A 13,527-nucleotide genomic window follows, 5' to 3' on the forward strand; every position below is an offset into this window, starting at 1 on the left:
CCCCCAACCTGTGGCGGCGCGACCCACCCCGGCACCGCTGCCGCCTCGACCAATTCCTGTCTCCCCTGCGGTTTCAGCCCGTCCCGTAGTTTCCCAACCTATCGCCCAACCCGTCGTAGATCCAACGGAACGATGGCTAGCACTCTCGCATTTGGGGAGCTACGGGCAGAGTCCGCAGTTGGGCGATCAACGACTTGCTCCGGTACCCACAAATGCTGTGGTTACTGATCCGGCCCCTGTAGTGCAGGCCAATACACCGACATCACGCTCTGAGATCAACCATGCCGAAGAAGCGGCCATTCTCCAGGGCCAGCCGGTGGCATTGCCCCCGACAGCGCCCCTGTTGATGATCGGCAGTCAAGCTCCAGCAGTGCTGGAAACGCCGTTGATCTGGGCGTCGGAGACAGACAGTCCTCAGTTCGTGGTGCAGTTGACCGAACCACTACTGACTGCCGATGGAGAGATTGGCTTACCGGCAGACACTTCGCTGGTAGCACAGGTGACATCAGTGGCGGATAGCGGCCTGGTGCAGCTGGCGGTGGTCTCGTTCATTCAGGCGGGTCAAGAAATCCCGCTGTCCGCTGGAGCTGTTCAACTGCGCGGAGTAGAAGGCACCCCCCTGATCGCCCAGAAGTATGACGACCCAGGCATGGATATCGCCCGGATGGATGCCACGATGGCGGCTATGGCTGGGTTATCTCGGGCGGCGGGGTTAGTGAATCGACCCAAAACCTCCTCGGTTATTACCTCTGTTGGAAGCAGCGCGATCACCCAGGACACCGGAGAGCCCAATCTTCTAGCCGGGATTCTTGAAGGTGCCTTTGAGCAGCTATCGGGGCAGGTGGAAGCACGAAATCAAGCGGCCCTGAATGAAATCTTGAATCGACCCGTCGTCTGGTATTTGCCAACCGGCACTGAGGTCGACGTGTACGTGAATCAAACGGTGGCGCTATGAAAACACCTTGGACTCCCTGGATTGTGGTCGGGGCACTTTCTCTAGCGGGTATTCCCCTCGAATCTGCCCAAGCCCAGTCAGCCTATTCCGTTTCTGCCAGTCATGCCCAAGGGTTAACTGGCAGCCAGGCCCCCGTCATCCACCTTTGGCCTGGCTATGGTACCAACCTGAGCTTTATACCGACTAACGAAACCATCGTGCGGGTGTGGATCGATGATCCGTCCCGAGTGGCTCTCGATTTTGATCAACCGCTCTGCCCCACCGCTGCGGAATCAGGCTGTGTCTCCGGTCGGCCTTCGGTGATTCATCTGAGACGAATTCAGGGACTGGCTTTTGAGAATTTGCCCAGGGCCAGCGGCACCCTGCTGACGGTGATTACCGAGACGTCTGGGGGCGTTGGCGGAGCCTTGCCGGAGGCAAATCGCCGCCTCTACGAATTCCGCATCGCGTTTGGTACCGGCGAGCCCAATTACCACACCGTCGTGGTTAACCCTGCCTCTCCCATCCATCCGTTACTGGGGCCAGGAGATGTGCGCCGAGGGCTCCAGGTGGCTGAAGCCAGAGGACTGATTGCTCAAAACCAGGATTTGTGGAATCGGCTACAAACCTTTCTGAGGTTGGCCCAGGGTGGCCTCGCTGTGCCTGCTGCCGCCGAGCAAGCAGGGGTTTCTTCTGAAGTGATCACCCGCCTGGCGGAATGGGGGGCCAACGCTCGTGACGATCCGCCTTTGAACTCTACCGCTCTCTAGGTTCTCTACTCAGGTTAAAGCCATGACCTCATATTTTTTCAGGCGCAGGCGGCCATGGCGGCCTGTGATCGGGATTCTTGTTTTAATTTTGGCGATCTGGCTCCATGGCTGGCGGGTGTCACCGGCCCACTCCAGCCTCCAACCAGGAACACCTGTGCCTGTGATTCAAGATCAGATTTTAGGAACCAAGCCCGACTGGGTACAGATCACTCTGCGCACCCTGCCAGCGGTGCTGGAGTCTGGCTCGTTTGAGGCTCCAGCGGATCTGATCCGTCTGCTGGGCTACGATCCGTCGCGGGTCTGGCAGGCCGGTCAAACCGCTGACCAGTATATGCAGCTAGGCGATTTCCAGGAAAGCTTTCAACTCCAGCAGTTCTCGCTGTACGAGATTGCGGCTTTGGTGGGGCTGGATTGGCCTGCCCTGCGGCTGGCGGATTTTGCGCTGGTGGCCTGGCAAACCCTTGGGGACTTGGTGCAGGCGGTGCCGGATTTAGCCAACCGCCCGGTGGAGTCTGTGGCCCCGATCGCCGACCTGCTCAAGGGAGAAGTCGATCCACAAACTGCGATCGCCGAGGTGCTCCAAGATCAGGTCTTGGCATCCCTCAGTCTGGGAGATCTCAACCTGGAGCAGTACGGACTAGCGGATATTCCAGGGTTGATGGAGGCTCCGCTGGAACGCTTCCGCGACTGGCAACAGTCCGTTATCGACCAGGTGCCCGGTCTGGCCGATGTCCCCTTCGCCAACTTCCCCAACCCCATCGTGGAGCAAGGCGTAGTGGTGGGCCAGGTGGATGTGGTGTTTGGTGCGGCGGAAGGCGATCGCATCAACACCATCAGCGGTAGTTATGTGGAGGGGTTCAATGTGCCCTGTGAGGCTGACTGCGCTCACCTGGAAATCGGGCAACCCACGCTGGTGGAAGGCACCCAGTGGGTCTCCGGCAAGTACCAACAGGTGCGCGGCGGGCGGGGAGCCTTGGCCGCCGCCAACGGTGGGGTTGAACCTACCGGTCGCCATCCCTTCGGCAATGCGTTCAAAGTGGCGGTGTTAGAGACCGATGAGGCCTCCGGCACCGCTGAAACCGGGCTGTATTTCCGCATGTGCGTTCGCAACCTGTTTGTGGACTTGGGCTGCACTCCCTACTTCATCGGCCCCATTCCCTGGTTACCGGTGCAGGAAGAAGGCATGGTCTTCTTGGGTCAAATCAAGGAAGGCCTTTCGACTACTGATTCAGCAGAAGCTGCTACGGCTAAAGGGATTGACCCGCAGACTGGAGAATCCAAACCCGCCCCAGCACCTGTCGCCAGGGCTTCAGGCTCTCCAGGGACTGCTACCGGACGGTTTATTCACCCCGCACCGGGCTATGGCGTCACCAGCAGCTTTGGCTATCGCACTCACCCGATCCATGGCGATCGCCGTCTTCACAGCGGTACCGATTTCGGCACCCCCACCGGCACCATCATTCGAGCGACTGATGGCGGACAAGTCACCTTTGCAGGCATCAGTGGCTCCCTCACCAGCGGCTACGGCAGGCTCGTCGTCGTCAACCACGGCAATGGCCTAGAGAGCTACTACGCCCATCTACAAGGCTTTTTTGTGCAGGCGGGCGACATTATCGCCCAGGGAGATCCGGTCGGTCGCGCCAACAGTAGCGGCTGGTCAACGGGGCCGCATTTGCACTTTGAGGTGCGCCAGAACGGCCAGCCCCAGAACCCCATGAACTATCTCAGTTAAGGAGCTTAGCGATGAGACTTAACCGTACTGTCTTCGCTGGTTTAGCAGGCCTCTGTCTCCTGCTGGTCGGTCTAATCTCGGTTGTGGGCCTCAATCTGGCTCGGGCGTCAGACCCCATTCCACAGGCGGTCTACGACTGCCTGCACCCCCAGCCCCAGACCCCAAAACTCTGGGGCATGGTGGAGACCGCCTCCGGCAGCTACTTCTTAATCGGGGCTGGTGAAGGCGAGACCTACCAGGAAGTGTTGATTTACCTGGACACTCAAGCCGTTTGCCGGTCGCTGCTGCCGGAGGATGACCCGGTGATGAGTCACTACATCCCCCTGAACTTGGCCCGTGAGCTAGCCCTCCAGCGCTACACCCAGGTGCTGCAAGAACAGGGCGGGCGCGATGCCTACCAGCAGCAGCTAACCGAGTATCTGACGGCAGCTCCCGAAGGTACCCGCAGCCAGTTTCCTGAGGAATACCTCTGGGCGCTGGAGCAACTGGGCATTGAGCTACCGCCCAATAGCTATGAGGTGCTGCGCTGATGCGTTACTACACCGAACACCCCTCAGTTCTGGGTCAGGTGGATTCCACCTCTACTCAATCCATTTCTCAACTGGTGACCTCACTCCAATCCCGCCAGGGGCTCACCCTGCTGGGCTGTGTGGTGCTGATTGCTGCCTTCTCCCTAATGAGCCAAGGCAAGAAAGGTAAGCTCGCCACCAGCCGCTTTGGTGGCAGCCCCGAGAAATCCGCTGCTCGCAAGCGTGCGGTACGACAGATTCAGCAGCGCAAGCGCAACGCGGTTTCCCTCTACATTGGCAAGCCTACTCGCAAGCAAGATGCCCGGTCTCTATACCTGCCCGACCTCCAGCGGGGCATCGCCGTTTGTGGTGGGCCAGGCTCCGGCAAAACCTTCAGCGTCATCGATCCGCTGATTCGCTCCGCCCTTGACCAGGGTCTACCGGTAGCCATGTACGACTTTAAGTACCCGACCCAAAGTGCTCGACATGCCGCCTATGCCGCCAAGCTGGGCTACGACGTGCGAGTGCTGGCCCCCGGCTTTCCTGAGTCCGAAGTGTGCAACCCCATCGACTTTCTCCGCAGCGAGTCCGATGCCGAGATGGCGCGACAAATCGCCACGGTACTGAACAAAAACTTTCGGCTGATGACCCAGAGCACCGAGGATGGCTTCTTCGCCGCTGCAGGCGATCAGCTCACAGAAGCCCTGTTGATGCTAGCCAAATCCACCCAGCACCCCGACATCATGACCGCCCAAGCGGTTCTAGGGCTGACGAACCTGGGCAATCGGGTGGCGGCAGCTCACGGTATGAACAGCTGGATTCGAGTGTCTTTCAACCAGTTGATTGGGGTGAAAGATGCCGAGAAAACCGCCAGCGGCATCGTGGGAAGCGCCAGCGAGACCTTTACCCGCTTTATGAAAGAAGGGGTACTGGGGGCCTTCTGTGGTCAAACCTCTATCCCCCTCGATTTAACCGGCAAGCAGCTGCTGATTCTGGGGATGGATCGGGAGCGACGGGATGTGGTGGGGCCGCTGGTAGCCACGGTGTTGCACATGCTGGTCACCCGCAATGTGGCCCAGCGTCGGCAAGATCCGCTAATTGTCGCCATTGACGAATTGCCCACCCTCTACTTACCTACCCTGGTGCAGTGGCTGAACGAAAACCGAGAAGACGGTCTCGCGGTCATCCTCGGCTTTCAGAACCTGGTGCAGCTAGAGAAAACCTATGGTCGCGAACTGGCCCGCGCCATCCTGGGAGCCTGCGCCACCAAAGCGGTTTTCAATCCCCAGGAATACGAAGCGGCCCGCATGTTCTCAGACTTCCTGGGGGATGAAGAAATCCAGCACAAGCAAAAGTCGCGCAATCGCGGCGGCGGCAAATCCAGTACCACTATCTCCGACCAGGAGCGTACCCGCAAGCTATTTGAACCCAGCCAGTTTCTGCGCCTGCCGCCGGGCAAATGCATCTTGATTAACCCCGGTTTTACTTCCCGAGGGGAAGCCGCGATTCCTATCCAGCAGGCGATCAAGATTCCCAAGGCCGATGTGAAAGCCAGCGAAGGCAGTGAAGCCCTATGGGCCAAAATCCACGCTCGCCTGGTGCGCCGCAGCCCTCAGCAGATGCCCACTGCCGCTGATTTAGAAAAACGGCGACAGATGGTGGAAGCGATGTTGCCGGAGCCTCAAGCCCCGGTCAACTCGGCCTACCCCGACCCCGCTGGCCTCATCGATAAATACAGCAGTTTGCTTTAGGAGAAACCCGATGACGACAACGATTCAATCCCCCGACCTCATGCTGGCACAGACCCTGCGGGCGAAGCTGCCTGTGGATACGGTCACCGCCCTGCTGGCTTACCCCAACATCGCCGCTGATCTGGCGCTGGTGCTAGATCAGCCGCCTTTGGGTACTGACTACGTGCCCCGCGAGATTGAGGTGCTGTACGACGATGTGACGGTGTTTCACTGGCGGGATGGCCGGATTCATGCCCAGTGCGCCGATGTGGATATCGACTACACGCCAACCCTGGTGGAGTGGTTGATCGATGGCGACACCGCCTACTTTTCGGTTCAAGGGCTGGAGGTGATTAACCGCATCACAATCATGCCCCTGATGGAGTTAGAAGGACTAGACCCCCTAAAGGAGGAACCATGCAAGCCGTAGTGAATCCCGGAGAAGCGAAACAAATCGAGCAGGATTATGCTCACACTACCCTGGCCTCTAGCGAAATAGCAGCAGCCACGGCTCAATCAACTGCTGAGGCTGTACAGGCCTTTATTCAGATGCTGCGCGAGCGACTACAGGCTGCTCGACAGAAGGAGCAAGACCCGGAAATTGAAGCACAGGATGCTCAGCATGGGGATGCCGTGGATTTGCCCCAATCCGCCGCTGAGCCCATTGAGATCAAGATGGGTCGTGAGATTGTCTACCGCGAAGGCTATGCCGATAAAGACCCCGTCAATAAGCTCAACGCCAATACGCTAAAGCTGCTCCAGGCGGCGGTAGATGCGCCCCCGCAGGCGGGCGCTGAGACGACTACCGGGGCCAAAGGGACGATCAATATCAAGGCTGGAGATGAACTGGTTTATCGGATGAGCAAGGGGGCGGTTGAGACCAATCGGCTAGAACCAGATTCAGTTGGTCAAGCGGAAGTGTCTTCCCTTGAGGTCGTCCAGGAGGCGTCAACAGCAGATCCCAAGCTAGCGGATGAGACTGTGCCCCCCGTCCCTGTGTCCCTCGCGAAAGCAGCCACGAAACCTGAGCCCAAGGAAAACCCGGCCCTTATAACGGCTATAGAACTAGAGCAGCAACCATCTGCAAGTCAGCCTGCGCCCACCCGAGTTGTCGCTCAGCCCCTGGCCATGGCCTCACCCAAGGTGGTCTCCATCCTCAACGTGATGGAGCGCCAGAATCAGCAGGTGGTGGAAAAAGCCACCCAGAAATGGATGCAGCAGACCACTCGGGTGATGCAGCGCTCGTCCCAGCAGTTGACTGAACGGGTAGTGGCCCTGGCGGCGAATATCCGCAGTCGGCAAGTTGCCTCCACAGCGGTGGATTTGCTCCAAAAGTACGGCACTGCCTACAGCCCTGGTCGAGGCTTCTATGTGGCTGAGAACTACGTAGTCAGCTCTAAGGGCCGTATGGTCACCGTCTCAGACCGCGAAGGCATCGAGTTGATGACGGCCCGCAAAACTCGCTGGGGGTTGGACATCCTCAAAAACGACATGGTGGCGTCCCAAGAGGCCGACTTCATGAAAGCCCGCCAGCAGATCCAGATCCAGGGGGTGGATGGTCTGTCTCCCGAGCCCCCCATGCGGGTACGGCAACTGGGTAACCTCGCGCCAGCCGGGGACAGGGGCATAACCCGCGATCTTACTGCCCTGGCCCTAGCGAAAACCGCTCGCAAACTGCTCGATGTCACGGGCAGTCGCCCCAATGTCCAGGGCAAGCGGGTTTTCCAAGGGGGCAGCCAGTACCGGATTGAGGAAACTCCCAACAGCCTGAAAATTCAAGCGGGAGAGCGGGGTCAGATTCTTAGCATCGACAACGGCAAAATCAAGTCTGATCTCACGTCTAAGGATGTGGCCTACTTCCGGTTCATTGACCGCGAACTCAGCCAGGATTTACAGCGGCACCAACCGGCGACAGTGACGCCCCTAAACAGCCGACAACACAGCCGTGCCGTGGGCATGGCTATGGGTGAGTAGGGATGATAGAAGACGCCCAACAGCAGATGGTGAACCACTTCACCACCCACTTTCTGGGGGGTGAAGGGTTTACGACGATTACCGCCGCCCGACAACAGGCGGCGCTGGTGTTGGGCACGCCGGTCAACCCCGGTACAGCGCTGGCGAAGCAGGTGGATGAAGCGGTGGAGGGGGCGGTGGTGCGGACAGCCCAGCGGATCCTCCAAGCCTCGGCCACTCCCCTCGACGCCTATGAGCGGCTGATCGATCTACATGATCGCCAGCCAGCCCTGAATGTTCGTTCCTCCACCAGCGTGTTGCAGCAGGCCTACAGCACGCCCATCCCCATCGCGTATTTGGCCTCTACCCTGTCGGGCATTACCCCAGAAACCACCGTCTACGAACCCTCTGCCGGACATGGCGCATTGCTGGTGGGAACTGACCCCACCCAGGTGACCGTCAATGAACTCAATCCAGATCGCGCCGCTGACCTGCGAGCTCAGGGGTACCGCGTCACGGAGCATGACGCAGCGGAGTATCAGCCAGAACGCCTGCACGATGTGGTGATTGCTAACCCACCCTTTGGCGCGGTGCGGGACGCGCAGGGGCAGCGTAAGCGATTCAGGTTGCCCGGCAACCTGCGAGGGACGACTCAGATTGATCAGGCGATCTCGTTTCAAGCTCTAGGGGCGATGAAGGACGATGGTCGCGCCGTTCTGATCCTGGGTGGCAAGTTAGGGGTGGATGAAGAGCGGCGGTCTGAGCGCTACAACAGCCTGGAAAGTCGAGGTTTCTTCTATGCCCTGTATCAGCATTACGCCGTTACCCAACACATTTCCATTTGGGGTGACCTATTCCATAAGCAGGGAGCAGGCTTTCCGACTGATTTGATTGTGATTGAAGGCCGAGGACGGTCGAAACGCCCGTTACCTGCCGCTGATGTCCCGGTTATCTACAAATCGTTTGCTGAACTTAAGGAGTTGATTCCCCATGAACCTATCCACCACGCCCGTTTCACCCTGGACGTACCCGTTCATGACCAGCAAGTACCCCAACTTTTCCAACCTCTGGACGCTGGAGGGCATGGGAACGCTATTCATCGTCAAGGTGCCACCATCGCTAGAGCAGCTGAGCGAAGCGACTTACCTGCAGCTGATGCAAACTCGGCTGGACAGAATGATTCAGGACTCGGTCTCGGAAACCTCTCAGATCGAGACGCAACAAGGGCTGGCCACCACCCTCAGCGAATTGGACTGGGCTCAGGAGATTCCGATACTGGAGCTGGACGAGGAGCCGGACTTGGCTCTGGAGTATTGGCGGCAGCAGTGGGCAGAGACCTTGATTCGGAGCAACTGGCGGTTTCAGGAACGACTGGGCCACTACGGGGGGAGCTTTCCGGTAACGCCCGTAACCCCCAGCTATCCGGACTATCTGGACTGGCTGAGCCTCCACGACGAAACCACGCTAGAGGCGTGGCTGAACGAACTGAGTCTGTAGCCCTTCACCCAGAACTCACCATGAATCCTCCTCTTTCAACCGGCGGCGCTGAGGCTCCGTCGGCAGACACCTATGATGTCCAACCCCGGCAGGTGGCCTATGTGCCCAAGAGCAAAGGCTTTTCGACTCAGACCCTGATTCCCTTCAATATGGCCAGTGCGGCCCAGCAGGCGCTAGAGTGCTTTGAGCAGCAGCACGGCGACATTGATGACTACCTGGCTATTCGCCTGGGCTATGGTTCGGTCGCAGAACTCCACGGCTACTTCAGCGCTGAGCAGGTCGATGCCTCGGCCCTGGCGATCAGCAATATCGAGCGGGGAGCCGGATTTATTACCGGCGACCAGACCGGCATTGGCAAGGGCCGCATCTGTGCCAGCATTATGCGCTATGCCCAGCAGCAGGGGAAGATCGCCCTGTTCATCACTAAGGACAAACCCCTCTACGCCGATATGATGCGGGATGTGGGGGATATTGGGATGCGGCGGTTTTCGCCCTTCATCACCGATAGCGATACCGAGATTCCGCTGGCCAATGGGGCGGCGCTGAAGACCGCAGGAGCCGTCAAACAGCAGGCGGAAATGCAGGCGATGATTCAGCGGGGGAACCTGGGGCGCTACAGTGCCGTGTTCACCACCTATAGCCAGCTTCAAACGGTGGGGAAGAAGGAACCTTTACGGCGAAACTTTTTGCGCAAGATGGCTCCCAATGCCATTTTGATTCTGGATGAGGCCCACCAGGCGGGGGGTAGCAAGGGGGGATGGAAAGAAGCGGGGCCACCGGATCGGGCGGACTTTGTGCGGGAACTCATCGATCTGTCATCGGGAGTGTTCTACTCGTCAGCCACTTACGCTAAGCGGGCCGATGTGATGGATCTCTATGCCAGGCGCACTGACCTGCGCCTGGGGGTCAGCAGCATGACGGCGCTGGAGAACATTCTGACTCGGGGTGGAGTGCCGCTCCAGCAGATTGTCGCCAGCAAGTTTGTGGCTTCGGGGCAAATGCTCAGGCGGGAGCGCTCCTATGAGGGGATTTCGTTTCAAGCCAAGACGGTGCCGGTGGATCGGGAGGTGGCCGACGACTTCTCGGCGGCGATGCGAGCCATTAAGGATTTTGACCGGGCCAAGCAGAAGGCGGTTAAGGCGATCAGTAATGAGGCGAAGGCCGAGGCTAAAGTTTTAGGTGAGGATGGAGCGATTGGCGAGGTGGGAGCCAGGAGTACCAACTTCACCTCGTTGATGCACAACTGCATTGAGCAGGGATTGCTGGCCCAAAAGGCGGATGCGACGGTGGAGGAAGCCATTGCGGCCCTGAACCGAGGTGAAAAGCCGGTAATTACCGTGGCCAACACCATGGGCAGCTTCATCGAGGCTTACGCGGAGTCCCAGGATTTGAGCCCTGGGGATGCGATGAGCCTCTCCTTTGGGGATCTGCTAGAGCGGTATCTGGAGCGATCTAGAGACGTGGTGGTGACAGACTACCAGGGCCACTCCACTCGGCTGCGACTCAGCGATGACCAACTGGGCGGAGATGCCGTTCTGGCCTACGAGGAAGCGCTGGATTGCATTCGCGAGTCCGACTTCAGTGGCATTCCCATTAGCCCGATTGACTACATTGAGCAGCAGCTAGAGCGCTCTGGCTACCAGGTTACCGAAGTCACCGGGCGGACGGCGGGCATTGAGTATGGGGCCGATGGCACCATGGCCTACAAGGTGCGGCTAGGGGAGGAAACCACCGCCAAGGGTAGGATCGATGCGGTGGCCCGGTTCAATGCCGGAGATGCCGATGTTATTCTGCTCAACTGCTCGGGTTCGACCGGGATTTCGCTCCATGCCTCGGAGAAGTTTGCTGACCAGCGGCCTCGCCACATGATTGTGGCCCAGGCGGAGCGGGACATCAATGTGTTTATGCAGATGCTGGGACGGGTGCATCGCACCGGGCAGGTGGCCTTGCCGAACTACACCTTATTGATGGGGGATCTTCCGGCTGAAAAACGACCGGGGGCGATCCTATGTCGCAAGATGGCCAGCCTGAATGCCAACACGACGGCAGCACGGGAGACGGACATTTCCCTTAACACCGTGGTGGATTTTATGAATCCCTACGGTGAGCAGGTGGTGACGGAGCTGTTGGCGGATGACCCAGAACTCAATGCCAAGCTGGATTTCCCAGCTGCCAAGGCCGAAAACGATGCCTCAGATATTGCCCTGATCAAGAGGGTGACGGGTCGGATTCCGCTGCTGCCTGTTGCCGAACAAGAAGCCGTCTACAGCCTGATTGAGTCGGAGTACTGTGACCTGGTGGATCAGGCGAGGGCGATGGGAGAGAACATTCTAGAGGCAGATCAGCTGGATTTGGACGCCAGGCCACTGGCGCGGATGGAGGTGATGGCCGATGACAGCGAAACGGCCAGCGAGTTCACGGGGCCTGTGTATCTGGAGCTGGTGGAGGCTAAGAGTGAGAGTAAGCCGCTAACCCAGCTTCAGGCGATCAATGTAGTACGGGAGTCAGTGGGGTTGGCGGAGGTGAGGTCGTTGGAAGATCACGACCCGGACGCTGTAGCCGCGCAGGCCAGGCAGCAGGTAGCGGCGACAATTACTCGGTTAGAGGCAGAAACAACCCAGTATCGGCAGGCAGCGATCGCCCAAAAGCAAGACAGCAAGGCGATTGAAAAGCTGAACGATCGCATTGAGCAGCAGCTCACGCATGTCTCTAGCGTGCTAGAAACTTTCGTGCCGGGCACACCGCTGCGGTTGGTGACGCCTGCCAGCAAGACCATTCTCTATGGGGTAGTGGCGGGGGCAGATGCCAAGAAGCGATCTGGGAGTCCGGCGGCACCGAACCGCTGGAAGATCAGGATTTTAGTGGCCGATTCCGCTCGGCAAATTACGGTGCCGTTGTCGAAGTTCAACACAGGGCGGAGCGGCTCGCTCGATGCCACGGTTCAAACGGAGGACTGGTTTGGCAATAGCGTTTATTCCTTGTTCGATATGCAGCAGGAGGCGGGGCGGGTCAACCGCCAGATCTTCACCGGCAACCTGATCAAGGCGTTTGAGAAGTATTCCAACGGGAAATTGGTGAACTACACCGACTACCGAGGCGAGGTCTGCCAGGGGCTGATCATGCCCAAGGGCTTTGATATTGAGTCGGAGCTGACCAAGGAGCCGGTGGCGTTTAAGGAGCCGCAGCAGGTGTTTCGGTTCCTCACAGAGTTGACCAACTGGCAGGGGACGGTGAAGACCCTCGATGAGTTGCTGCTGCTGAAGCCGCAGCAGGCGGGGGAGGGGTTCATTCTGCAAGCGCCGAAGTCGAAGGAGTCGGGTGGGCGGTACTACCTAGATGAAGACTTGATTGCGGCGGCGGGGTCGGATTTTTATTCGGTCGCCGATCGCATGGAAGTCGTCATTCCCCCAGAACGGCTGGAGCGGGTGCTGGGGGTGGTGATGCAGCAGCGGAACTATACGCTGGCGGCGTTTGAGTTTAAGGAGGTGGCGCGGCAGTTGATGGGGGTGTCGCTGCCCACGCTAGAGAAGGTGGAGATACAGGAGGTAAAGCCCCCGGTTGTTTCTCAGGCAGTGGCACCTGCTGTAAGTCAACCCAGGCCAGAGCCAACCGTGGAAAGGCCTGCTGTCTCAACCGCAGAGAATCCAGTGTCCCCATCTGCACCCAATCGGCCTCTGATGGGCCAACTGGAGAAGCGAATTTTGCGGTTTTTGAGGAATGCCGGGATTGAGCAGGACGTAATGACGTCTCAAGACTTTCACCAGCGGATTGAGAATGAGCCCTTCATTCCGCTGGTGGTGGAGCGACAGGGGGATGAGCTGTACCTGACCCATTACCTGACTCAGAACGGGGATATGTTCATCGATTCTGAAATGGTATTTCAGGTGCGAGGCGAGGGGCACATCGAGTTTAAGGAGACGGCGGTGCAGAGTCTGCGGGGTGGGGAGTCGCGGCTGCCAGATCGCGCTTTTGCCCAAGTTTTCTCCAAAAACATCGTGCAGCAGGGGTTCGCGGAAGCAGCCCAGGCTCAGCTTCAGGCCCAGGCAGTGCCCGAAGTTGAGATGGTGATCCCGCAGGAACCCGAGGATGAGCGATCGCGGATGCCGAGTGATATGCGGCAATATTTGGAGGTGAAAGAGCAGTATCCCGATGCGATCGTGCTGGTGCAATCGCCGGATCAGCGGTTCTATGAGGCGTTTTTTGACGGCGCTCGGCCCTTGATCAAGCATCTGGAGATGATTGGCACCAGTATGGAGTCTGGAATGAAGGAACTCGGGCGGGTGCCGGTGGCGGGGTTTCCGGTGGGGAGTTTGCACAAGTATTTGGACAGGTTGGCCCAGCAAGGGGATGTGGTGATTGTTGATGGGGAGGGGGCGATCGCCATCCACCCCCATTATTCCCC

At 58.8% G+C, this 13,527-nt stretch carries 8 protein-coding genes; all 8 read left to right on the forward strand.

The window, feature by feature from the left end; translation table 11 throughout:
* Nucleotides 1-955, forward strand: a 955-nt coding sequence (locus IQ273_RS21750; protein ID WP_228053543.1) for a TrbI/VirB10 family protein, incomplete at its 5' end; no start/stop codon positions are given.
* Entirely contained in the window at nucleotides 952-1,704 is a 753-nt protein-coding gene (locus tag IQ273_RS21755) for a hypothetical protein (protein ID WP_194025259.1), read from the forward strand. The genes IQ273_RS21750 and IQ273_RS21755, both read left to right, overlap by 4 nt.
* A gap of 154 nt (nucleotides 1,705-1,858) precedes the next feature.
* Entirely contained in the window at nucleotides 1,859-3,436 is a 1,578-nt protein-coding gene (locus IQ273_RS35460) for a M23 family metallopeptidase (RefSeq protein WP_194025260.1), read from the forward strand.
* An 11-nt stretch (nucleotides 3,437-3,447) separates the two neighbouring features.
* The gene (locus tag IQ273_RS21765; RefSeq protein WP_194025261.1) at nucleotides 3,448-3,966 is read left to right on the forward strand and encodes a hypothetical protein; all 519 of its coding nucleotides are present in this window, start codon (nucleotides 3,448-3,450) and stop codon (nucleotides 3,964-3,966) included.
* Nucleotides 3,966-5,696, forward strand: coding sequence for a type IV secretory system conjugative DNA transfer family protein (locus tag IQ273_RS21770; RefSeq protein ID WP_194025262.1), 1,731 nt, complete (start codon nucleotides 3,966-3,968; stop codon nucleotides 5,694-5,696). Before IQ273_RS21765 ends, IQ273_RS21770 begins: the two co-directional genes overlap by 1 nt.
* A 10-nt stretch (nucleotides 5,697-5,706) precedes the next feature.
* On the forward strand, nucleotides 5,707-6,105 hold the full coding sequence (locus IQ273_RS21775; RefSeq protein WP_194025263.1) for a hypothetical protein: 399 nt from the start codon (nucleotides 5,707-5,709) through the stop codon (nucleotides 6,103-6,105).
* The gene (locus tag IQ273_RS21780) at nucleotides 6,093-7,649 is read left to right on the forward strand and encodes a hypothetical protein (RefSeq protein WP_194025264.1); all 1,557 of its coding nucleotides are present in this window, start codon (nucleotides 6,093-6,095) and stop codon (nucleotides 7,647-7,649) included. Before IQ273_RS21775 ends, IQ273_RS21780 begins: the two co-directional genes overlap by 13 nt.
* Before the next feature lie 2 nt (nucleotides 7,650-7,651).
* Nucleotides 7,652-13,527: strawberry notch C-terminal domain-containing protein (locus tag IQ273_RS21785; protein WP_228053544.1), on the forward strand; the 5,876-nt coding region annotated here is incomplete at its 3' end.

The sequence above is a fragment of the Nodosilinea sp. LEGE 07298 genome (assembly GCF_015207265.1).
In the GTDB taxonomy this organism is placed as follows: domain Bacteria; phylum Cyanobacteriota; class Cyanobacteriia; order Phormidesmidales; family Phormidesmidaceae; genus Nodosilinea.